Below are 24,310 nucleotides of genomic sequence, written 5' to 3'. Positions count from 1 at the left end.
GATATGTACTGGCGTACGATATCAATTCTTATCATTATGGTCCTGACAGGAGGATCAAACCTGTATGCCCAGGACAGCCTGAACATACCACCCCCGGATTCGGTTCCAGCCATGGATTCAACCGTCACCGATTCTTCCGCCGTTGTTCCTGCCGACACAACCGCCATTGATCCTGCTCCCGACCCTGACAGTAACAGGGTGATGCTTTTCACAAAAAACCACATCGAACAAAGTGCTGACTCGACAATTTTTGATGTACTGAAAATCACCAACAGGGAAATTACCACCATTACAGGTAAACTGGAAATTTTTGCCCCCCTGGGGTGGAATGTCGCGTATACCGCCAAAGATTCATATACCATCGAACCGGGCGCAACGGTATATGTGCCGATGCGCATTTCCATTCCCGGTGATGCAAAAGGAGGCATGGCACATGTGATCAATGCGGCTTTCAAAACCAAAAATGCAGCTTACACTGCCGACTGCTACATCAAGGTAATCCGCAAAAGCAGATGGAGCATCACCACCAGCAGCAACGTGGTGTACTTCAATACCTATTATAATGATGTCAATTTTGACGTGATCATTTCCAACAAAGGCAATACCCCGGAGGTGATCTATCTTGAATTTGAAGTTGGCAAAAATCTGGTGATGCCGCAGTTCAACGCGAATCAACGATCCAGATACATTGAGGTTGCACCATATAAGGATACCACGCTAACCTTCACCGTGGGAAGCGCCACCAAAGATGAAGACACACCTTCTTACCTGGAGCAGGTCTGGAAAGAATCAACCGTAACGGTGAAAGCTTCCACCGCCTATTCCGTGATGCATGAGTCGGTATGGTTCAAACAGGTTGATAACAACTACTACAACAAAAAACAACAGTCGGCCACCCCGCTCAACATGGACGTGCAATTCTACAACCTGATGAGCACCGCACAACCCAGAATCAACAGTTCGATTTTTGGTTCGGTACTGTTTCCTCAGCTCCGGGAAGTGAACTACATGCTCAACATGCGGAACGTATTGTTCTCTCCCGGAAAATCCTCAACGAAGTTTTCCTCCGACCCACAAAACCTGACCGCGTATGTGAGGTACCGCGACCCGAAATGGAACATAATCGCCGGAGATAACATCACTTCTTCCGGCATCTTCAACGCAAATGGCCGGGGCATCTCCGCCGATTATAAAATCAACAAGGATTACAGTGTCTATGGTTCTGCTTTCCGCAACATCCTCTACCCCATTTATACCTACGCGGCAGGCACAAACCTCACCCTCATGAAAAAGTACAGGGTAAATACCGGAGTGAGTTATGAAGACAACCAATACAACCACTCCAACTCAATCGCATACCTTATTCAATCCGGAACTTCATTCCTTAAACATCACAGCGTTAACGGAAGCCTGATCCTTGGCAGAACCGCCTACCATAAGGTTGCAACCATACCGTCTTCCCTTGACACCAACCTGTACGGTCTGAGATGGAGGCTATCCTATAACTACAGCACCAAAAAACTTCGGATCAACAGCACAGCCACTGCAAGTACGCGGTTCTTTGCACGTGGTGGTGGCAACCGGAACGGACATATTGGCGCCATGTACATGATCGATAATCACAAGCGCCTGAATTTCTTGCTAGATCACTACCAGCAATACAGCGTGCGGTTCCCCGATGTACTGTATTACCAGGGCAGCCATTTCACTCACGACATGGTGCGCCTCACAATGTCTGTCAATAAATCCAGTCGGATGTACTATGAATTCGGTCCCAATTTCCGAAGAACCAGCAGCAACCTGTACTATCCCGCTTACAATTTCACCAAAGTCATCCGGAACACATACCTGGGTGCTTATGGTTCCGCCCGATATACGTTGTCAGCATTCCAAACCCTAACACCGAGTGCCATCATTGGCTACTCTCTAATCAAACAGACGGACTTCGACAGTGTTCCCTCATTTAACTTTAACAAACCCGTCTTAAGCACCAATCTCAGCCTGAGTTACAAAGTACGACACTGGATGTTGAGTGCATATTATGTGTACGGCTCCCTGAACGTGGTGGATGCACAATACCTGTTGCAAACAGGAAGAGTGAACCAGGTGTTCTACCTCCGCCCTGGTTATGAAAGGTATTTCATGGATAAGACTGTCAAAGTTTCGGGGTTCATGAACTACAGCATTCGCATGCCTTCCGCCAGGGAAAACAGCAGCATCAATCTGAGGCTGGATGTTAGAAACCGTTCCGGCTGGGATTTCTACGGTCAGGGAAATGCCTTTATCAACTCATGGGTGGACATAGAGGAAGGAAGGCAAAGCTTCAAAACATTTAACTTCTCCCTGGGTGTAAGGAAGGCTTTCGATATTCCACAACCACGCCTGAAGTACTATGATGTAAAAGTGGTTTGCTTCAAAGACCTGAACGGAAACAAGATCAAGGATGAGGGAGAACCACTGATCGCCAACATCCTGACCGACATCAAACGGGTGAAATACGACAAGGAAAGAGGTCATGGCAACTTCGCCCAAATGGAACTGCTCACCGGTCCGGACGGACAAATTTCCTACACCAACCTGCCGGAAGGAACCTATCGCTTCTCCTTCACACCGCTGGTGAACCTGGGTGACCTGTACAACGTGAACGGAAACGAACAAACTGTTGTAGTGAACAGCAATACCGTGCTTTTCATTCCATTCGCCGCCAGTTATAAAATCAAAGGAAAAATCGTATTAACCCGCGACCGCTTCAGCAGTGATGGCAACATCGAAGTGGAAGGCATCCGGGTGACCGCCACCAACGAAATAGGTGAAGCGTTTTCTGTACTGACCGACAAAGACGGCAACTACGTGCTGAGCGTTCCACAGGCCGGGTATTATACCATAAGCGTGAACAATATTTTCGGTGAACGCTTCACCATCGACAAGGAGTCGTACCTGATCGAATTCAACGGGTTTGACACGTTCAATGTGGATTTCTCCTTTACCGAGAAAAAACGTGACATCAATGTCGGAGGAGAAAACAACTACCAGTTCCGCTTCCTGAATGAACCCGTCGAAGAGGATGACGGCGGCGGCGAATAGTGCTAGCCACCCACGATTTCCGATGCCAACTCCTTACAGTAGGCCTTGATCTGGTCCCGCACACGGCGAAAGGATTCCAGGATCTCCTCTTCACTACCGCTGGCCTTGGCAGGATCCGAAAATGCATGATGGATCCGTTTCACATCACCGGGAAAAAACGGGCAATTCTCTTTCGCATCATCGCAAACGGTCAACACCACGTCCACCGACCGGTTCAGAAATTCGTCCACATGGTTGGAGGTTTGCTGGCTGATGTCCAATCCGTCTTCCAGCATGACGCGGGCTGCCTTCGGATTCAGCCCCTGCGGATGGGTACCCGCACTGCTTACTTCCAATGCGCCCCCTCCATACATTTTCAGGTACCCTTCCGCCATCTGACTCCTGCAGGAATTCCCGGTACACAAGACAAGGATATGCGGTATTTTTTTCATCGAATCCATCTTTTATTTTTTGAAGACAAAGTATACAGCCAGTATCAGAAAAACGAAGCCCACCAAGTGATTCCATCGAAGCGCTTCCGTCCGGAAAACCAACAAGGCAAATATGGCAAACACGGTGAGCGTGATTACTTCCTGCAATACTTTCAGCTGCCATACATTGAATGGGCCTCCGTTTCCGGCGTACCCGAACCTGTTGGCCGGCACCTGGAATACATATTCAAAAAATGCAATGCCCCAGCTGATCAGGATGATTGAGAACAGGCCGGCTTTCTGCAACGGTGTCCAATGGGCAAACTTCAAATGCCCATACCATGCCAGGGTCATGAACGAATTGGATATAAGCAGTAGTCCGATGGTTTGCAGTGCCTTCATGAGTCGGTTTTTAAGAGGATGTTTTTTCACCGTGCAAGATACGGCAGAGCATGACGGCCATTACACAGCCCAGGTAAGGCCCCGCGAGGTATACCCAGAAACTTTCCCAGTTACCGGACATGAGTGCAGGCCCGAACGATCTGGCGGGATTCATGGATGCACCTGAAACCGGCCCGCCTACCATTGCTGCCATGGTCACCACGCCCCCAATCGCAATGGCTGCCGTAATTCCCTTCTCCTTGCTACCGGTAGATACACGCAGGATTACAAACATCAGGATGAACGTAAGCAACGTTTCCATTCCAAAGGCTGCGCCCCAAAGACCTCCTGACGGAACGGTTTCTCCCAGTCCGTGCTGCACACCGAACATCAGGCTACACGTAAAACTTGCGGAGGTTGCTCCCAGGAGTTGTACCGCTGAATACGTCAGCATTTCAGGGAATTTCATCCGTCCGTCCGCATAAAACCCAAGACTGACAGCCGGGTTCAGGTGGGCACCCGAAATATCACCCACGGCATAGATCATGGTCATCACCACCAGGCCGAACACGATGCAAACACCCATGTGACCCAACACACCTTCATGGAACCGATTCACCATAATGGCACCGGTACCGAAGAACACCAAGGCATAGGTGCCCATCCATTCGGCCAGCAGCTTTCGGATCATGCGCAGCAATCTCCTGAGCAACAAGCCTGCTCAAGCTGTTCCGCTGAAGGACTTTTCAATCCGACCACGGTTACACTGAATACACCGGCTCCGGAGGAACGAAAAGCGACAATCTCATCCGGCGTGAGGTAGCGTTCCAAGATCTCATCCGGAACCAGAATGGGTTTTTCCTTCTTCACAGCGACACCCTGGAAACCGGCCCTGGCAATCACCTCCAGGTAGGCTGATCTTGGAATGGCACCTGACACGCAACCTGCATACATTTCAGCAGCTTCACGCACTTTGGCAGGCAGTTCGCCTGAGGCAACCACATCGGATATACAGAAATATCCACCCGGTTTCAGTACCCGCAGGATTTCCGCAAATGCCATTTGTTTATCCGGAACCAGGTTCAATACACAATTGCTGATCACCACATCGGCATAAGCATCCGGCAATGGCAAGGCTTCTATTTCTCCAAGCCGGAAATCCACATTTTCAAATCCGAGTTTGGCTTTGTTCGCCCTGGCTTTGTCCAGCATGGGTTGCGCAAAGTCGACCCCGGTAACATGTCCCTTATCCCCCACCACGGAGCGGGCCACAAACACATCGTTTCCGGCACCTGATCCGAGATCCACCACCACCTGTCCGGGCTTGAGCCCTGCATACTCCGTGGGAATGCCGCAACCAAGGCCCAGGTCCGCATCGGGTTCGTACCCCTCAAGTCTTGTATAGTCATCAGACATGATGTTGTATACCTCATTGGTATCACAACCACACCCGCAACAGGATGCGGTATCGCCCTCGCTTTGTTGAAGCGCAATCTGGCTGTACTTTTCTCGTACCAGCGTTTTAAGTTCTTCTGCGTTTTTCATGATCGCTTTATTTCGATTAACAACATGATGGATTGGACGGATAGGTTTCAAAAAAGTCAAACAATTGCTTGCGAGCCTTTTCCCAATTCTCCGGATGAATGCAATAACAAACCTTGGTACCTTCTATATCACCCTGGATAAGACCGGCTTCTTTCAATTCCTTGAGATGCTGCGAAACCGTACTCTGGGAAAGGGGCAACTCCTCTACAATATCGCCGCAAATACAGGCCTGCTTTTTCAACAGCACCCTGAGGATGGCCACCCTGGCCGGATGCGCAAGTGCCTTTGCGTATGCGGCAATGCGGTTATCCCGCACACTGAACTCTTCCGATTTGCTTTGTCCCATACTCAACTTTTTATCGCAATATTACGATATTTAAACATGGTCACCAAATTCCGGCGCATTTTTTTCACTACCCTCCCCCAAACCGGCAACGCATGCAATCACCTGACAAATCCAGTGATTCAGCGTAAGGAGTTGAATGAATAGCCTGATATTTTTCACCAGACATTTACTGCGTAGGATGCTGAGATACCTACAGTCATTGAAACAACAGAAAAACTACCGAGTGTTTTTTGAGGACCTCGACCGCCTAACACATGCCTTCTGTTTAAAGTCTGTATAAATTTTTCGGACGGAATACCCGTCTGCCACGACCGGCATTCATCCGGGTTGTCGTTCTTACACCTTGCGGCACAATGATCCCAACCTACCATCCTGTGAACTTCTTCCACCTTAACCCCACCGTTCATTGAAAAAAAAATTAAAAATGTAAATCCTGATCTTACAAACCCCTTTTCCGGCAACCATTATCTTCTACATTTATCCCTCCAAAATCATTAACCTAAAACCTAACCACATGGAAGGAACCATTGCAGAAATCAGGATGTTTGGCGGCAACTTTGCTCCGCGTAACTGGGCGTATTGTGACGGCCAACTACTGGCCATTTCATCCAACACGGCCCTTTTCTCACTTCTCGGAACCACATTTGGCGGTGACGGTCGTACCACATTTGCGTTGCCTGACATGCGCGGCAGAACAGCCGTACACCCCGGCACCGGCCCCGGCCTGTCGACTTACCGGCTGGGACAACGCTCCGGCTCCGAAACCAACATTCTGAACATCACCCAGATGCCCGCCCACAACCACCAGGCCGCACTGGATGTGAATGCAGCGGTTCAGGTGAACAATGGCGACGGAGAAGACCCTCAACCAAATGGCAACTTCCTCGCCAGAAGCACAGGTGGTGACTCTTACATTGACAACGGAGGAGCCGGACAAAGTCTGGCTGGTGTTTCCGCTACCGGTTCAGTTACCATCGGCATGACCGGCGCGAACTCACCCGTGAACAACATGCAGCCCTACCTCTGTGTGAATTACATCATTTGCATGTTCGGCGTGTTCCCGTCAAGAAGCTAGTAACACGTAAACATCGTCTGCACATTCACCATGTGAACGATCCGGAAGAGGGAAGCATGGGCTTCCCTCTTCTTTTATACTGAAAAACATGATGCCCGTCGGCCTGCTTATTCCCAACTCCACCATCTACCCGTCACTGGGTCGCGACTTCGTGCAGGGCATCCGCCTCGGATTCGATGGCAATGAACTGCCCCTGAAAATGGAGGGCATCGGACTGGGCGCCAAAAGCTCTGAGTGCGAAACCGCCCTTCAGAAACTGAGCATTGAACACAACATCAACACCTCCATCGCTTACACGGGGAATGCCGTTCTACCCGACCTCGTCGCCCATTTTACCGACCCGAAATCACTGCTGATCCATACCAACCTGGGCGGACACCTTCCCTGTGACATTCCCGATAACAGGCAAGTCATCCACAATGCTTTCGACCTATGGTACAACGCCTGGTGCCTGGGCAGGCACATGGCAAAAGAAGGGCACAAGGAAGTGCTGTACATCGGCACCTATTATGAGGGCGGATACCAGATGCCCTACGCATTGGACCAGGGACTCCAGGAAGGCGGTGCCGCCATTTCCGCCTGGCATGTTCCCAAGCCGGATGCTGTAAATTTTGACATGGATGCCCTCCGCAGCAAGTTCCGTGAACAGCCACCGCAGGCCGTATACCTGGCCTTCAACAAATCGGATGCAAAAGACTTTCTCAGCGCCTACCGGGATGCCGGACTGGATCAGCTGGCCCCCATCTACTGTGCACCCATGATGCTGGAATCAGAGGTCATGAACGACCTGCAACATCTTAACTTTTCCTGCACCACCGCGTCCTCCTGGTTTCCGTCGGATGACCATCCGAACAACAATGCGTTTCGCAAAGCCCATACGGATGCACACGGAAAGGCACCCAACCCTTTTGCACTGATGGGCTATGAAGCCGGACTGATCCTGAAAGCCGCACAAGCCCTGCCCGATCTTTCCTCATTGAAGGAACACATCCGGGAACTGAACGGCCCCAGAAGAAACTGGCACTACAACACCACTTTACAAAAAACATGTGCGCTTCCGCATATTTACAAAGCCTCCATATCCAATGGGCATTGCGAGATGACAGACCTCGGGCCGGCCAACGAACCCGAATCACTTCCCGACAAACTTTTCAAAACCCGATCGGTCGTATTTACCATCTGGTCCAATCCGTACATATGTATTTAAAACCTCATATATCTCATCTGCTATGAAAACCATCCGCACCCTATTGATTCTTGCATTCACCGGACTTGGTATTTTGAACGCCCAAGCTCAGGTGCTCATCTATCAGGAAAGCTTTGAAACCGATGGCAACGGCAGCCGGTATGCGGCCAATGAGTTTGCTAGCGGAAGTACCAGCAGTCATTACTTCACCCGATACAAGGATGGTGATTCCCAACCGATACTACCCGAACCAATCGGTGAAGATGGCACATACTACTTTGTAGGAGAAGGTGTAGATGACACCGGCAATCCGGATGGTCCTTTTGGAACAGTTACCTTGAATTCCGTAAATGTGAGCGGCTACCAGGTTTCTGTCAAGATATTGCTAGCCACAGGCCGAACAGATGGAGGACGATTCGAACCCGATGACGAATTACTTGTAGAATACAACATGGATGGCGGCGGCTGGAATACCTTGGCTGCATTTTACGGAGTAAACCCACAATCCGACCTTACCGAGGATACCAACCTGGATGGAATTGCAGATGGAACTGCATTGGATAGTGTTTTCAAGGAGTTCTCTTATGCCGTTCCGGCTACGGGCAGCAGCATTCAGGTACGGGTTATCATGGGTCAGGATGGCACCACAGAGGAAGTTGCATTTGACAACATCCGTATCTACGGTACTGTAACCTGCACTGCACCGAACGTACCCACCGTATCCGCGTCGCCTTCGAGCGTTTGCCCGGGTGCCAATGCGACCCTGTCCATCACCGGCAACCTGAACGATGCCACCCAATGGATGGTATATTCGGGCAGCTGCGGAGGCACCAAGGTGGATTCCACCTCTTCCTCCAGCATCGTTGTGAACCCAGGCAGCACCACAACCTACTACATCCGCGGTGAAGGCGGATGCTCAACACCCGGCGCATGCGACAGCATCACCGTGGTGGTGCAGGATACCACCAAACCGGTTGTCACCTGCCTGCTCGATCAAACCCTGATCGCCGATTCCAATTGCCAGGTGACCGTTCCGGATTACACATCCCAGGTGACTTTCTCAGACAACTGCGACCCCTCTCCCGACATCACCCAAAAGCCTGCGGCCGGCACCCTGGTTTCAACCGATACGGTCATCACCATCATGGTGGCGGATTCCAGCGGCAATGCTGATAGCTGCACATTTGCGCTGCAGGTGCAGGATACCCTGAAGCCAACAATCACCTGCCCGGGCGACATCATCAGCTGTGATTCCATGATCACCTACACATCCCCCATGGCAACCGACGCATGCAGCATGGGCGTGCTTCTGATTCAAACCGATAGCACCGGCCTCACCTCCGGATCATCCTTCCCCGTGGGCATCACTGCACAACAATACACAGTTATAGACGAGCAGGGCAACCAGGCGACTTGCACATTTTATGTGACCGTAGCCCCTGCCGAAAAACGCACCATCCAGGTAAACGACAGCCTGCTTACCTGTATCCCGCCGGCTGCTACCTACCAATGGTTCCGGGATGGGAACCTAATCTCAGGAGCCAACATGCAAACCTATATCGCCGACCTGACAGGCGCCTATTCGGTGGCCGTTACCGATACGAATGGCTGCGACACGGTTTCCGACACGGTGCAGGTGATCATCACCGGCTTACCCACGGAAGAAAGCCTTTCAGGCCTGCAGGTTTTCCCCAACCCAACCTCCTCAGCCATCCGCTGCCAGTACCGCTCAGCGCATGCCGGAAGCGTATCGCTGGCCCTTTATAATACCTTGGGGCAGTTGATGATTTTGGAAGAAAAAAATGCGGTTGCCGGTTTGAACCGGGAACAGGTTGATTTGGCCGGGTTGCCCGCAGGAACCTATTATTTGCGATTGATCGCACCGTTTTCTTCGGTAGGAATACAGGTAACCAAGTTGGAAAATTTGGAGTAAAAACTTGCGGGAAATAGGTCAACTTTCCTGCATCCATTGTTCATAAAGTGTTGAAAACGCCGTAACTTGCGGTTTCTAAACCAGATTCATGAAGAAACTCTACTCCATGCTGCTGTTCCTGTCTATGGCCGGAACCAGCCTCCAGGCCCAGACATTACTCCTTCAGGAAAGCTTTGAAACCGATGGCAACGGCAGCCGGTATGCGGCCAATGAGTTTGCTAGCGGAAGTACCAGCAGTCATTACTTCACCCGACACAAGGATGGTGATTCCCAACCGATGACCAACGACCCCACGGGTGAAGACGGCACCTACTACTTCGTAGGAGAAGGACTTCTGGATATCGGTTCCAACCCGATCGACTCCAACGGGGTGCTGACCCTGAATGCCTTGAATGTAAGCGGCTACAACTTGTCGGTGAAGATTCTGCTTGCACTCGGAAGGGCAGACGGCACACGCTTCGAACAGGACGATGAGTTTTTGCTTCAGTACAACATGGACGGCGGGGGCTGGAACACCATCGGCGCCTTTTACGGCAGCGGAACAGGTGCAAGCTCCATTGACCTCACGGAAGACACCGACCTGAACGGCACCGCAGACGGCACTGCCCTTACCAATGCCTTCCAGGAATTCACCTACAATATACCTGCAACGGGCACCAGTGTTCAGATCCGTTTCTTCATGGGGCAAGATGGAACCACTGAGGAGGTAGCCGTTGATAACATTCGTGTTTACGGCACTACATGCACCGACCCTGACGTACCCACAGTATCCGCATCGCCCACGAGCATTTGTCCGGGCGCCAACTCCACCCTGACCATCACCGGCAACCTGAATGACGCCACCCAATGGATGGTGTACTCCGGAAGCTGCGGCGGCACCAAGGTGGATTCAACCGCTTCTTCCAGCATTGTTGTGTCCCCATCCACCACCACCACTTACTATATCCGTGGTGAAGGCGGATGTGTGACGCCGGGATCATGCGGTTCTGCAACGGTTACTGCAACCGACGCAACCAACCCGACCATCTCTTGTCCCGGCGACCAGGATGTATATGGCAACGGATCCTGTCAGGTGGCCATCCCGGATTATACCGGTTCAGCCACCGTTTCCGACAACTGCGACCCCTCGCCTACCGTGACGCAATCGCCCGTTGCAGGAACCCTGCTTACGGGTGTTGGCACCAGTCAGGTGATTACGCTGACAGCTACCGATGCATCGGCCAACACAGCACAGTGTACCTTCACCATTACCGTAAAAGACACCACACCACCGGTCATGAGCTGCCCCTCTGACCGCAACCTGTATGTAGACGGATCATGCCAGGCATCCTTGCCGGATTACACCGGACTGGTGAGCCGCAACGACAACTGCTACAACTCCGGTTTACTGACCGTGGTTCAGTCGCCTTCCATCGGCACAGCACTGAGCGGAGCCGGCACCACACAAGTGGTCACCGTTTCAGCCTCCGACCCTGACGGCAACACAGCCCAGTGTTCATTCACCGTAACCCTCGTTGATTCTGTGAAGCCCACGCTCACGGGTTGTCCGGGTGACCGTGATGTGTATGTGAACAGCTCATGTCAGTATGCCCTGCCCGACTTCAGGGATTCCATTACCGTTGGTGATAATTGCGGTGCTCCCACTGTAACACAGTCACCCGCTCCAGGATATGTATATACCGGCGCAGGTTCCAATCCGACCATCACCCTTACGGTAACCGACGGTTCCAACAACAAAAGAACATGCACATTCAAATTGTTGCTGAAGGACACCATTCCACCGTCTGTCACCTGCCCTTCCAACAAAACACTTTACACCGACGGTTCATGCCAGGTAAGCCTCCCCAACTATACAGCATCGGTTTCCGTTAGCGACAACTGCGGCGGTTCTCCTACCGTAACGCAATCGCCTGTTGCAGGTACCATCCTGAGCGGAACAGGCACCACACAGGTGGTCACCATGACGGCCACCGACGGTTCGGGAAATGCAGCACAATGTACTTTCACCGTTACCCTACAGGATACAACCAAACCCACCATCACCGGTTGCCCTGGTAACCAAAGCCTTTACACCAATGCTTCCTGCCAGGCAACCATGCCCGACTACGTAACCGGACTGACCATTGCAGACAACTGTGACGGTTCACCCACGGTGACCCAGGTACCGGCCGCCGGTACCGTATACTCAGGCGCAGGCACCAATCCCACGGTAACCATCACCGCTACGGATGCTTCAGGTAATAAGCGCACATGCAGCTTTTCCGTTACCCTGGTTGACACCATTAAGCCTACAGTTACCTGCCCGGGTGATTTCGATATATATGCCGACGCTTCCTGTAACGTAGCCCTGCCCGACTTTACCAGCCTGGTCACCCGTTCCGATAACTGTTATACTTCCGCTGCCCTAACCGCCACACAATCACCGGCGCCGGGTACCGTGATCAATGGAGCAGGCACCACACAGCTGATCACAATCACCGTGTCGGACCCTTCCAGCAATTCACAACAGTGCTCGTTCACAGTTACTGTAGTAGACACCGTTAAGCCTACATTGACCGGATGTCCTGCAGATCACGATTTATTTGTGAACGGTTCCTGCCAGGTACCCCTGCCGGACTATACCGGATCAGTAACCGTCAGCGACAACTGTGGTGTACCCACGCTTGTCCAGTCACCCACTCCGGGAACCCTCTATACCGGTGCGGGTACCAACCCCACCGTTACGCTGACCGCAACCGACGGATCAGGTAACATCACCACCTGCAGCTTCAAGGTGACCCTGGTGGATACCATTGTGCCAACGGTTTCATGCCCCGGAAACAAAACCATGTACGGCAACGCTACATGTGAAGTAACGGTACCTGACTATACCTCGCTGGTTTCATACAGCGACAACTGCGCCGGCTTCCCCACTGTAACCCAATCACCCGCACCGGGTGTAACGCTTGAAGGATCCGGAGACCATACCATCACCATGAATGTAACGGATGCATCCGGGTTCACCGGACAATGCACCTTCCTGCTGACGGTACTGGATACCTTCCCGCCATCCATCACCTGTCCGGCCGACCAACCGGTTTATACCAATAGTTCCTGCCAGGTGAGCCTGCCGGATTTCACCGGTATCGCCACCGTGGTTGATTACTGCGATGCCTCACCGGTGGTTACCCAATCACCGACTCCGGGCACCATCCTTACAGGACTTGGCAGCACCCAGTTGATCACGCTGACAGCCACCGACTCAACAGGCAATGCAACGCAATGTTCATTCACTGTTACGGTCACCGACAGCACCCGGCCTTCCCTGGTTTGCGTGCCGGATGAAGACCTCTATGCCGATGGCTCCTGCAATGTAACCCTGCCCGACTACACCGGACTTGTTACCGTGAGCGATTACTGCGACGGTTCTCCCGTTGTCACCCAATCACCGGCTGCGGGTACAGTTCTCAGCGGAGGAGGCACCACCCAGGTGGTGACCATTAGCGCCACCGATGCGTCTTCCAATGTGGCACAATGCAGCTTCACGGTAACCGTAAAGGATACCATCAAACCTACCATGACCGGATGTCCGGCAGACCAGGATTTATATGCGGATGCTTCATGCCAGTTGGCCCTGCCTGACTTTACCGGGTCGGTAACGGTTGCTGACAATTGCGGAGCGCCCACTGTTACCCAATCACCTGCTGCAGGTACCGTACTGAGCGGTGCCGGCACCACACAATTGGTGACCATCACAACCACCGACGGTTCTGCCAATGCGGTTCAATGTTCATTCACCATCACCGTAAAAGATACCACCAGACCCGCCATTTCCTGCCCGGCCGATCAAGATCTGTATGCAGACGGTTCCTGCCAGGTAAGTCTGCCGGATTATACCGGATCCGCTTCGGTTGCCGACAACTGCGATGGCTCACCGGTTGTGACACAATCTCCGGTTGCAGGTACGGTGCTCAACGGTGCGGGTACCACGCAAGTGGTGACCATCACCGCTACCGATGCTTCGGCAAACGTGGCCCAATGTAGCTTCACTGTAACCGTGAAGGATACCACCAAGCCCAGTTTAAGCGGATGCCCGGGCGACCAGGATCTGTATGCAGATGGTTCTTGCCAGGTGACTGTTCCGGACTATACCGGTTCGGTAACAGCAACCGACAACTGCGATGGTTCACCCGTTGTAACGCAATCTCCTGCTGCAGGTACAGTACTGAGCGGCGGAGGCACCACACAGGTGGTCACCATTACCGCTACGGATGCTTCTTCAAACGCACAGCAGTGTTCATTCACCCTCACAGTGAAGGACACCATCAAACCGACCATTGCTTGTCCTTTGGATCAGGATGTAATTGCGGATGGCTCCTGCCAGGTGGCCATTCCGGATTATACCAGTTTGGCAACGGTTGCTGACAACTGCGGAACACCCACGGTAACGCAATCACCTGCTGCGGGTACCATCCTCAACGGCGCAGGCACCACACAACTGATCACGTTGACAGCTACCGATGGTTCTGCCAATGCGGTGCAATGTTCATTCACCATCACCGTGAAGGATACCACCAGGCCTTCCATCAGTTGCCCGGCCGACGAAGACCTCTATGCAGATGCTTCTTGTCAGGTAACCCTGCCTGACTATACCGGGTCCGCTTCGGTTTCCGACAACTGCGACGGCTCACCCGTTGTCACCCAATCGCCTGTTGCAGGTACGGTTCTCAACGGTGCAGGCACCACACAGCTGGTCACCATCACCGCAACCGATGCCTCAGCCAACATAGCACAGTGTAGCTTTACCGTTACGGTGAAAGACACCATCAAACCTACATTATCCGGATGCCCGGCTGACCAGGATGTGTATGCAGATGCGAGCTGCCAGTTTACTGTTCCTGATTATACCGGTTCTGTAACGGCTGCCGATAATTGCGGAACACCTACCGTTACCCAATCGCCCGCTGCGGGTACCATCCTGAGCGGTGCAGGCACCACACAGGTCGTGACCATTACGGCAACGGATGCCGCTTCCAACGCTACCCAATGTTCATTCACCATTACGGTGAAGGACACCATCAAACCACAACTCACCTGTCCGGGTAACCAACCGGTGTATGCCGATGCGAGCTGCCAGGGTAGTCTGCCTGACTTCACCGGTTTGGCCACTGTGTCGGACAACTGCGGTTCACCGACAGTCACCCAATCCCCTTCCATCGGCACCGTTGTAACAAGCGACGTTACCGTAACGCTGACAGCCACCGACGGATCGGGTAATTTTGTGACATGCAGTTTCACTGCGCTGTTTGTGGATTCCACAGCACCGGCCATCACCTGTCCGGGCAACCAAACCCTGATCGCCAGCAACAACTGCGATGCTTCATTGCCTGACTACACGTCCATGGTAACGGTCACCGACAATTGTGACGGCGCTCCGTCGCTCACCCAGTCGCCCGCTGCAGGTACAACCATTTCCAGCAGCACAACGGTAACCATGTCATCCACGGATGCATCAGGAAACACAGCTACGTGCACCTTCCAGGTGACCCTGCAGGATACCACCTCTCCGGTGATTTCCTGCCCGGGTAATCAGACGGTGTACGCCAACGCATTCTGCACGGCCTTCCTGCCGGATTACAGAGGCCTGGGAACGGCAACGGATAACTGTGACGGTTCACCGACCATTTCCCAATCACCTTCTCCGGGAACCCTCATCAGCAGCCATACCATGGTTACGCTGACTGCAACGGATGCATCATCCAACACCAGTCAGTGTTCCTTCCAGGTTGTCTTCATCGACACGGTACCGCCGGTGATCACTTGCCCGGGTACACAAACTGTTCCGGGTGATGCCAGCTGCCAGGGTACGATCGGCGACTATACTTCACTTGCATCTGCCTACGATGCCTGCGGAGGTACGCCTAGCATTACCCAAAGTCCGGCTTCCGGTACAAGTTTCTCGGGAAGCATTACGGTAACGCTGACCGCCACCGATGACAACAGCAACACATCCAGCTGTACGTTTACCGTGATGGCATCGGATACCACACCACCTTTGGTTACGTGTCCGGGCAACCAGACGATTTACGCCAACAGCAGCTGTCAAGCTGCATTGCCCGACTTCACCAGCCTGGCCACAACTTCGGACCAGTGCGGAGGCACGCCGGTAGTAACCCAGTCGCCCGCACCGGGTACGATGGTATCATCGCATACACTGGTTACCCTGACCAGCACAGACGGTTCAGGTAACAGCAACCAATGTACATTCCAGGCGATCTTCGTGGATACCGTTCCGCCGGTGATCGCTTGTCCGGGAACACAAACAGTACCCGGCAATGCTTCATGTCAGGGCGTATTGGGAGATTACACCTCCCTTGCAACCGCGTCGGATGCATGCGGCGGAACACCGGCCATTACGCAAAGTCCGGTTTCCGGTACCACCTTCTCGGGCAGTGTTACTGTTACGCTGACTGCGATTGATGATAACAGCAATACGGCCAGCTGCACATTCACGGTGATGGCATCAGACACCACACCGCCGGTGATCACATGCCCGGGCAACCAAATGGTATATGCCAACAGCGGTTGCACGGCTGCATTGCCTGATTTCACCGGACTGGCGAATTCCACAGATCAGTGTGGAGACACCACGGTTGTGACACAGTCGCCGGCACCGGGAACGATGATCACGTCTCATACGTTGATCACGCTCACCAGCACCGATGTTTCTGGCAACAGCAGTCAATGTACCTTCCAGGCCATTTTCGTGGATACCGTACCTCCGATGATCACTTGTCCGGGAGACCAGACGGTACCCAGCAACGCCAATTGTGAAGGCATCCTGGGTGATTACACTTCACTTGGCAGTGCGACCGATGCTTGTGGCGGAACTCCGTTCATTACCCAAAACCCGCCTGCGGGCAGTATGTTCACGGGTATTGTAACGGTAACCCTGACTGCAACAGATGATGCAAGCAACATTGCACAATGCATATTCAAAGTATTGGCAGAGGATACCACAGCTCCGAGCATTGTATGTCCGGGCAACCAGTATGTATATGCCGATGCTTCCTGCCAGGTGGCCCTGCCTGACTTCACGGGACTGGGCGTAGCAACAGACAAATGCGATCCCAACCCGGTGATCACTCAAAGTCCTGCACCTGGTTCGATCATCTCCACCCATACAAGCATCACGCTGATAGCTACGGATGCTTCGGGCAACACTGCACAGTGTTCGTTCATGGCATTGTTCCGTGATACGATGGCGCCGGTGGTAACCTGTCCGGGTAACCAGTATGTGACCAGCGGTCCGAACTGCCTGGGTGTGATCGGTGACTACACTAGCATGGCCAGTGCCACCGACAATTGCGGTGGAACCCCGTTCATCTCACAATCGCCTGCTCCGGGTACCAATTTCAACAGCAGCATTGTTGTGACGTTGACGGCAACGGATGCATCTGCCAATGTGGGCACCTGTACATTCCTGGTGATCGCGGAAGACTCTGTGAAGCCGACCATCTCCTGTCCGAACAACCAAACCCTGTATGCCAATGGCATGTGTCAGGCCGTATTGCCTGATTACAGCGGACTGGCCACTGCGTCGGACAACTGTGACCCAAGTCCGGTTGTGAGTCAGAGCCCGGCAGCAGGTACGATTATCGGTGATACCGCCACGATCACGCTGACGGTGTTTGATGTTGCAGGCAACATGAGCCAATGCCAGTTCAATGTATTCTTTGTGGATACGGTTCATCACTCGATCTCGCTCAACGGAGATACGCTGACCTGCATGCCGGCCGCCGACTCATACCAGTGGTTGCTTGACGGCAACCCGATTGTGGGCGCCACCGGACAAACGCATGTTGCGCAGGTGGATGGTGGTTACTCGGTGATCTTCAATGCAGGAACCGAATGTGCGGACACCACCGATGTGATGCCGGTGATTGTAACGGGAGTTGGCACCACCGTTTGGAACAATGATGTCAAGGTATTCCCGAATCCGTTCACCGGAGCCTTCCGTTGTGAATATACCCTCGGCGCTTCCGAAACCGTGGTCATGACCCTGTACAACATGTTGGGTGAAGAAGTTGTGAAGAAGGTTATCACACAAAGCAGCGGCCGGCATACCGAGGAAATCCAGACGGACGACCTTGAGCCGGGTGTATACCTGTTCAACGTGCAGGCCGGAGAATTCCAAACCGTTCGCAGGGTGATCCGCAAATAGGTCAAATGAAAACAGTTGTTCTCGCCAATAGCTTTCTGGCTCTTCCTTGTCTGGAAGAGCTCAGAAAGCGCGGCGAACTGCATCTGGTGATTACGCCCGACCAGGTGCATGAAGGTACGCGGCGTGTACTGGACTTTGTTCAGCACAACAACATCCGCCATCAACAGGTAACAAAAGAGGACCTGGATGATGCGCTTCCGTTGATCCTGGAGGAGGACAAAGTAGACCTGTGTCTTTCCGTTACGTTTCCTTATAAATTTCCTCAGGCCCTGCTGAACGCTCCGGCACTCGGGTGTTTCAACTTTCACTTCGGACTACTCCCGGGATACAGGGGAGCCGAACCGATCTTCTGGCAGATCCGGCGGGGAGAAAAACAGGGTGGCATCACCTTGCATAAGATGGATGCCGGTATAGATACGGGCCCGATCTACCACCAGGGGAAGCTAGACATTGCGCCCGATGACACCCATGGCCTGCACATGGTTAAGCTTGCATTTCTTTCACCGAAGGTCATGCAAGATGCCTGGCAAATGATAACCGATCCGAGCCAGCAAGGTCATCCGCAACCGGTGAAGGATGGCAACTACTTCAGGAAGCCGGTGGCCGAGGACCTGCTGATCGATTGGCACCAGCCGGCACAGGACATCATCAACCTGATCAGGGCGTGCAATCCATGGAACCGTGGTGCCATTGCCTACCTGGAAGGAATGGAAGTCAGGGTTTCCCAGGGATACATGACACGGATCAGCAAAGAAGTATCGGCGGGCACGATTATATCGGCAAATGAAATGGAAGGCCTGATCGTGGCTTGTGGCGGAAACACGGCCATCCGTCTGGATATCCTCTGTATGGATGAAGGCATCATGACCGGAGCCACTTTGTGTCGCCTGGGTGTGAATGCCGGTTTGCGTTTTCCATCTCCCCTTACATCCTCAGTTGATTAAAAAAAAAACCGCGAAGCGTAATGCTCCGCGGCCTGTACTTATCTTGAATAAGGATCAGTAGATTTCCACCAGTGAGATCTCGAATGTGAGGTCTTTTCCAGCCAACGGATGATTGGCATCCACCGTGATGGATTCATCATCCACCGAGGTAACGGTCACCACCATCACTTCACCTGATTCCTGCTGTGCCTGCAATTGCATACCCACTTCCGGCTTCATGTCTTCCGGTAGATTGGTGCGGGGAACCTGGCCGCGCAGTTCGTCACGCACGGGGCCATAAGCCTCTGAAAAGGGGATCTCGATCTTTTTTTGTTCGTTAATCTGCATGCCGATCACAGCCTGTTCAAATCCGGGGATCACCTGGCCGGCACCCACTGTAAACTCAAGGGGTTCTCTTCCTTCAGATGAATCAAAGACGTTTCCGTCATTAAGTGTACCCTTGTAGTGTACCTTAACCGTATCATCTTTCTGAACCTGTTTCATGATTGCAATGTTTCAAGTTTCCACGGTGAACGACTTTCGCTCACTTGGCGGGGGTTACTACCATATTCACAAAGGTTGCACTGGGTATATGGCATCTGAGTTCCGTAAAGATATAACATATTACCGGACCGGTCCGGATAAATACATATTCAGCGGGTGAATGCCATCAGAATATCAATCCCATCACACACACGTCATCCACCTGCGGCAAATCCCCTTTCCAGTTTACAAAGGTCTTTTCCAGCACATGTCGTTGGGTTACGGAATCATCGGCGCTTATTTCCATCAGGAGTTTCTTGAAAGCACCGTACTTGAACTTCTTGCCTTTGGGGCCACCGAACTGATCGGGAAACCCGTCTGAGAAAATATATACGGAATCACCAGGCAGGCATTCGATGAGATGGGAGACAAAAGGTTTCCTATCTACATATTTACCCACCGGCTGTTTGTCGGGTTTGTACTCATGAAGTTTCCCGTTGCGCACGAGGTAGAGTGGATTGTTGGCACCGGCATAATGCAACTTACGGGTGTGGGGATCAAGGATGCAGAGTGCGATATCCATCCCATCATTTACTTCACGCCCTCCTGTTTCAAACGACTCGGTTACGATACCCCTGACCTGATCGAGCATGGCTGCCGGATCTGTCAACCGGAATTCGCGCACCGCCCGATTCAGCGCATTGTGACATACCACTGAAACCATGGCACCGGGTACGCCGTGTCCGGTGCAGTCGGCAACCGCAAACATGATCTGATCACCCAACTTTTCCACCCAGTAAAAATCTCCGGCCACGATGTCTTTCGGCTGATAGTAAACAAAACCATTCGGAAGCTGGGAAGTCAGCGCATCATCAGGAGGCAGGATGGCTTCCTGTATGCGTTTGGCGTATGCGATGCTATCAAGGATCTCCTTGTTCTTGTCGGCCAGTTCTTCCTTTTGTTGGTTGATTTCGTTGGTACGTTCCTTCACCTGTTGTTCGAGGAGTATGTTCTGTTCACTCTTGAGGCGGTTCATTTCTTCCAACCGGAGAAGGGCTTCATTCTTGAACATCTTGAACTTATCCACGATGGCAAACGAGAGCAGGATCACTTCGAGCGCCGAACCTATTTGCAGGCTGAAGTCAGTCAGCACATGACTGGGGGCAATGCCGGCATTGCGAAGAATAAACGCAAACACACCAATGCTCAACGCAACGAACGCCACCAGGAAAAAGCGGGCCGGCTTGTACTTGAGTTTGATCATGGCATACACAGTGACCGGGATGATGGTGAGGTTGAGGATAAAGGTGAGCAGGTTGATGGAAAGGATAGAAAGCTTGTAGGTCCATGCCATGGGAAGCAGGGCCAGGAAACAATTCACAAAGATGAGCCAACCGATGCTTGTGAATATGCGTCCAAACCGGGGCATGATGTTGTGCATATTCAGGAACCTTACTGCGAAGATGATCAGGAACAGGACTGTGGCAGACGCCAGGAAGGGGGCTGCATGTTGTGCGACATAGGGGTTGTTGTTCCACAGGTATTCAACACCGTGTCCTCCGAGCGCAAACTGCAGCATGAACAAACCGAACACGTACAGGATGTAGTACAGGTTGGCACGCTCACCGATGATCAGGTAAATAAAAAGGTTGAGGAGCAAAACGAAGATGAGCAGTCCGTAGTAGATACCCAGCGCGAACTGTTCGTTGTAGTCGCGACGGGCCAGGGCTTCTTTTGTCCAGTGTGCGATGGGGATAAAAAACTGATCGCCGTGGTTATCCACCCGCAACAGTACGTTCAGCCGACCACCATCGGGAATGTAGAGCGGGAACTGAAAGAAGCGATGCTGAACGGGGCGTTGGATAAAAGGGAATAGATCACCGGTATGGTATTGCTGCAGGATTTTTCCGTGGGTACCTGCAAACACGTCCACCAGGTCGAGGTTGGGATTTTTCAGTTCCAGGATGCGTACTTCACCGGGTTGACCGGTAACAGTGAACCTAAACCACACCGCACCATCCATAAAACCGAAATTGGGCACGAGCTTGTCGTAGGGTTCCATTTCCCTGTTGCGTAAACTGTCGAGGGTGAGCACCCGGCCTTTGTCTATCACATATTGAATGTCACCTGCCTGTACATCGGCTTCCGGTATGCGGGTGGCATTACCTGCATATGCACAACTCAGGCACGCGAGGAACACCAGCAAGGTTCTTGCTGAAATCAGACAGATTTTCCGAAGGCACATACAACGATCTTTCGTCGTGCAATATCAACAATTCGGCGGAGATGCCATAGGCGGGGTCGGGTAAACTCATTCGGGAATGTTTCAAATGTATACATACCGGAAAGGAGAAGCCGCGAAGGCACCAAGACACAAAGTGAGGGGGCGATAATAGTAAATCTCTTCTTTGCGTCTTTGTGTGTTTGTGGCGTAACAAAAAAGCGCCCCGTTTATGCGGGACGCTTTGAAATTCAATTCAAATAAAACAGGTTTACCAAACGGCTGCCTTCAGTGAATCGGGTTGTACCATCGCATTTCCCTCGCTGCATCCGAATGCATCCTTGAATTGGGGCAGGTTGGCCAGCGGACCCAGCACGCGGTATTCACCGGGTGCGTGCACATCCGTTACCAGACGTCTGCGCAATTCTTTTTCGGTGATGGTTTGTTTCCATACGTCGGCCCATCCCAGGAAGAAACGTTGGCGGTAGTTAAAGCCAGCGATATCGGCGGGGGCCTCTTTTCCTTTCATGTATTCTTCGAGGGCGTTGTAGGCCAATACCAAACCGCCGAGGTCGGCAATGTTTTCACCCAGTGTCATGTGACCGTTGATGGATGCGTCGGAGAAAGGCTTGAAGCCGTCGAATTGCTTCGCAACTTTTTCTGTTCGCGCCTGGAATTTGGTGGTATCGTCGGGGTTCCACCAGTCATGCATATTCCCGTCTCCGTCATACTGGCTGCCCTGATCGTCAAACCCGTGGGTTAACTCGTGACCGATCACGGCGCCGATGCCTCCGTAGTTCACGGCATCATCCGCCTGTGGGTCATAGAAAGGCGGTTGCAGGATACCGGCGGGGAATACGATCTCATTGAGATTCGGGTAGTAGTATGCATTCACAGTCTGGGGGGACATCAGCCAGTCTTCGCGATCAACCGGCTGTCCGAGTTTTCCTACCATGTAGGCAAAATCGAACTGGTTGGTGCGTATCACGTTCCTGGCATACGATTTCCGGTCGATCTCCAGGCTTGAGAAATCCCTCCACTTGTTCGGATAACCGATTTTATAACTAAAGGCATCCAGTTTTTTCAGTGCAGCCTGCCGGGTATCATCGCTCATCCACTCGAGGTTGGTGATGCGGTTACGGAAGGCGGTGCGCAGGTTTTCCACCATGGTTTCCACATACTTCTTCGAATCTTGCGAAAAGTACTTGTCTACAAATACGTGGCCCACGGGTTGTCCCAGGGTATTGCTGGTGCTGTTCACCGCACGTTTCCAACGGATTTTTTGCTCTTTGGTGCCGCTCATGGTGGTACCATAGAATCCGAATGCCAGATCACCGAAGGGCTTGCTCAGGTAGCGGGCGGAAGCATTGATCAGGTGCCAGTTCAGGTACGCTTTCCAATCGTTCATTGAATGGCTTTTGATCATGCCGTTCAATGTTTCGAAGAAAGAAGGGTGATCCACCACCCATTCATCTGCCCCCTTTACACCTGCGGTTTCCAGGAATGTGTTCCAGGGAAATGCGGGCACCATCCGGTTGATTTCGGCAATGGTTTTCAGGTTGTACATCGCCTTCACGTCGCGGTGTTCTTCGCGTGTGAGCGATACAGCGGCCATTTCGGTTTCCATCTTCAGAATGGTGGCTGCCTTTTGAGCCGCGGCGCCATCATCATCACCCAACAATTTGAACATGTCGGTGATATATTTCACGTAAGCATCACGCAGTTCTTTCGACCTGTCATCATCGTTTGTGTAGTAATCGCGGTCGGGCAGATTGAGCCCACCCTCGTTCATACAGGTAATGTAACGACTGCTGTTCTTTTCATCCTGGGCCACGTAGAAAATGAACATGGGTCCAATGTTCATGGTGTGGAGGGTGGCCACGCATTTGGCCAGATCTTCCGGATTAGAGATGGCATTGATCATGTCCAGTTCAGGCTGGATATCGCTCACACCACGCTTTTCAATACCAACTGTATCCATGGCTGAAAAGTAGAAGTCAGCCACCTGTTGTTTGTAATCTCCCTTTTGCAGGGTTGCGTCGGCGACGAGCGTTTCAAGCAAGCCTTTCAGTTTGTCTTCATTTTGTTCCTGGAGGATGTTGAAGCTACCCCAGCGGCTTTCCGTAGAAGGAACGGGGTTGTTTTTCATCCAGTTACCTATGGCGTACTGGTAGAAATCGTCGCATGGAGACACCGTGGTATCCGCGTATGCGGGATCGTAACCGTGCCCGTTATAATCGGCAGCGGTGGCTTCTTGGGCCTCTTTCTGTTTGCACGCCGTGAGGGAAGCTGCGATTACGCCTGCCCACAGGATGTGCCTGGTAAGTAATTTGTGTTTCATAGCAATGCTGGAATTTGGAGATTATAGGGGTGCACAAGATAGAAAAAAAGCCACGTGCCATACAAATGGTGTGGAATGCAGGAAAAGACGAAAGGAAATTTTGGATGTTGCACGTATAAAGTTCAGTCCAGTGTCACAATCAATATGCGCTTAAAGTCACTTTTCAAAAGGATTATCAT

14 protein-coding genes are annotated in these 24,310 nt (G+C 52.3%); 6 read left to right on the top strand and 8 right to left on the bottom strand.

The window, feature by feature from the left end; translation table 11 throughout:
• The first annotated feature begins 36 nt into the window (after positions 1 to 36).
• Entirely contained in the window at positions 37 to 3,084 is a 3,048-nt protein-coding gene (locus H6585_10445) for a hypothetical protein (GenBank protein ID MCB9448751.1), read from the top strand.
• 2 nt (positions 3,085 to 3,086) lie between these two features.
• Here H6585_10445 and H6585_10440 read toward each other — a convergent pair whose 3' ends face one another.
• Genes H6585_10440 through H6585_10420 form a run of 5 tightly spaced genes read right to left on the bottom strand, consistent with a single transcriptional unit; the run spans position 3,087 to position 5,766 of the window.
• Positions 3,087 to 3,515, bottom strand: a complete 429-nt coding sequence (locus H6585_10440) for an arsenate reductase ArsC (protein MCB9448750.1) — start codon at positions 3,513 to 3,515, stop codon at positions 3,087 to 3,089.
• A gap of 12 nt (positions 3,516 to 3,527) precedes the next feature.
• Complete coding sequence (locus H6585_10435) at positions 3,528 to 3,896, bottom strand: DMT family protein (protein ID MCB9448749.1); 369 nt, start codon at positions 3,894 to 3,896, stop codon at positions 3,528 to 3,530.
• Between the two features lie 10 nt (positions 3,897 to 3,906).
• Entirely contained in the window at positions 3,907 to 4,566 is a 660-nt protein-coding gene (locus H6585_10430; protein MCB9448748.1) for an aquaporin, read from the bottom strand.
• A complete protein-coding gene (gene arsM, locus H6585_10425; GenBank protein ID MCB9448747.1) occupies positions 4,563 to 5,420 on the bottom strand; it encodes an arsenite methyltransferase in 858 nt (285 codons plus the stop codon). Before arsM ends, H6585_10430 begins: the two co-directional genes overlap by 4 nt.
• Before the next feature lie 16 nt (positions 5,421 to 5,436).
• The gene (locus tag H6585_10420; GenBank protein MCB9448746.1) at positions 5,437 to 5,766 is read right to left on the bottom strand and encodes a winged helix-turn-helix transcriptional regulator; all 330 of its coding nucleotides are present in this window, start codon (positions 5,764 to 5,766) and stop codon (positions 5,437 to 5,439) included.
• Positions 5,767 to 6,280: 514 nt separating this feature from the next.
• On the opposite strand from H6585_10420, the gene H6585_10415 reads away from it, so the two are divergent.
• From H6585_10415 to H6585_10395, 5 genes are all read left to right on the top strand, one after another.
• On the top strand, positions 6,281 to 6,841 hold the full coding sequence (locus H6585_10415; GenBank protein MCB9448745.1) for a phage tail protein: 561 nt from the start codon (positions 6,281 to 6,283) through the stop codon (positions 6,839 to 6,841).
• Positions 6,842 to 6,929: 88 nt separating this feature from the next.
• A complete protein-coding gene (locus H6585_10410; GenBank protein ID MCB9448744.1) occupies positions 6,930 to 8,048 on the top strand; it encodes an ABC transporter substrate-binding protein in 1,119 nt (372 codons plus the stop codon).
• A gap of 22 nt (positions 8,049 to 8,070) precedes the next feature.
• The gene (locus H6585_10405; GenBank protein ID MCB9448743.1) at positions 8,071 to 9,960 is read left to right on the top strand and encodes an HYR domain-containing protein; all 1,890 of its coding nucleotides are present in this window, start codon (positions 8,071 to 8,073) and stop codon (positions 9,958 to 9,960) included.
• 88 nt (positions 9,961 to 10,048) lie between these two features.
• On the top strand, positions 10,049 to 18,163 hold the full coding sequence (locus tag H6585_10400; protein ID MCB9448742.1) for an HYR domain-containing protein: 8,115 nt from the start codon (positions 10,049 to 10,051) through the stop codon (positions 18,161 to 18,163).
• Positions 18,164 to 18,168: 5 nt separating this feature from the next.
• Positions 18,169 to 19,107 carry a methionyl-tRNA formyltransferase gene (locus H6585_10395; protein ID MCB9448741.1) on the top strand — a complete coding sequence of 313 codons (939 nt, stop codon included), beginning with the start codon at positions 18,169 to 18,171 and terminating at the stop codon, positions 19,105 to 19,107.
• A gap of 54 nt (positions 19,108 to 19,161) precedes the next feature.
• Here H6585_10395 and H6585_10390 read toward each other — a convergent pair whose 3' ends face one another.
• The 3 genes from H6585_10390 to H6585_10380 form a co-directional block, all read right to left on the bottom strand.
• A complete protein-coding gene (locus tag H6585_10390; protein ID MCB9448740.1) occupies positions 19,162 to 19,590 on the bottom strand; it encodes a peptidylprolyl isomerase in 429 nt (142 codons plus the stop codon).
• 166 nt (positions 19,591 to 19,756) lie between these two features.
• On the bottom strand, positions 19,757 to 21,814 hold the full coding sequence (locus tag H6585_10385) for a SpoIIE family protein phosphatase (protein MCB9448739.1): 2,058 nt from the start codon (positions 21,812 to 21,814) through the stop codon (positions 19,757 to 19,759).
• Positions 21,815 to 22,061: 247 nt separating this feature from the next.
• Positions 22,062 to 24,131: a M13 family metallopeptidase gene (locus H6585_10380; protein ID MCB9448738.1), complete on the bottom strand. Its 2,070-nt coding sequence runs from the start codon at positions 24,129 to 24,131 to the stop codon at positions 22,062 to 22,064.
• Positions 24,132 to 24,310 lie beyond the last annotated feature (179 nt).

It is taken from the genome of Flavobacteriales bacterium (assembly GCA_020635855.1).
Classification (GTDB): Bacteria; Bacteroidota; Bacteroidia; order JACJYZ01; family JACJYZ01; genus JACJYZ01.
The sequence above is the reverse complement of the archived record's forward strand: the minus strand, read 5'-3'. Positions and strand labels throughout refer to the sequence as shown.

Coding starts and splice junctions, on each gene's coding strand:
- H6585_10445 (MCB9448751.1), top strand. CDS start 37: ATGGTCCTGACAGGAGGATCAAACCTGTATGCCCAGGACAGCCTGAAC.
- H6585_10440 (MCB9448750.1), bottom strand. CDS start 3,515: ATGAAAAAAATACCGCATATCCTTGTCTTGTGTACCGGGAATTCCTGC.
- H6585_10435 (MCB9448749.1), bottom strand. CDS start 3,896: ATGAAGGCACTGCAAACCATCGGACTACTGCTTATATCCAATTCGTTC.
- H6585_10430 (MCB9448748.1), bottom strand. CDS start 4,566: ATGATCCGAAAGCTGCTGGCCGAATGGATGGGCACCTATGCCTTGGTG.
- arsM (MCB9448747.1), bottom strand. CDS start 5,420: ATGAAAAACGCAGAAGAACTTAAAACGCTGGTACGAGAAAAGTACAGC.
- H6585_10420 (MCB9448746.1), bottom strand. CDS start 5,766: ATGGGACAAAGCAAATCGGAAGAGTTCAGTGTGCGGGATAACCGCATT.
- H6585_10415 (MCB9448745.1), top strand. CDS start 6,281: ATGGAAGGAACCATTGCAGAAATCAGGATGTTTGGCGGCAACTTTGCT.
- H6585_10410 (MCB9448744.1), top strand. CDS start 6,930: ATGATGCCCGTCGGCCTGCTTATTCCCAACTCCACCATCTACCCGTCA.
- H6585_10405 (MCB9448743.1), top strand. CDS start 8,071: ATGAAAACCATCCGCACCCTATTGATTCTTGCATTCACCGGACTTGGT.
- H6585_10400 (MCB9448742.1), top strand. CDS start 10,049: ATGAAGAAACTCTACTCCATGCTGCTGTTCCTGTCTATGGCCGGAACC.
- H6585_10395 (MCB9448741.1), top strand. CDS start 18,169: ATGAAAACAGTTGTTCTCGCCAATAGCTTTCTGGCTCTTCCTTGTCTG.
- H6585_10390 (MCB9448740.1), bottom strand. CDS start 19,590: ATGAAACAGGTTCAGAAAGATGATACGGTTAAGGTACACTACAAGGGT.
- H6585_10385 (MCB9448739.1), bottom strand. CDS start 21,814: ATGTGCCTTCGGAAAATCTGTCTGATTTCAGCAAGAACCTTGCTGGTG.
- H6585_10380 (MCB9448738.1), bottom strand. CDS start 24,131: ATGAAACACAAATTACTTACCAGGCACATCCTGTGGGCAGGCGTAATC.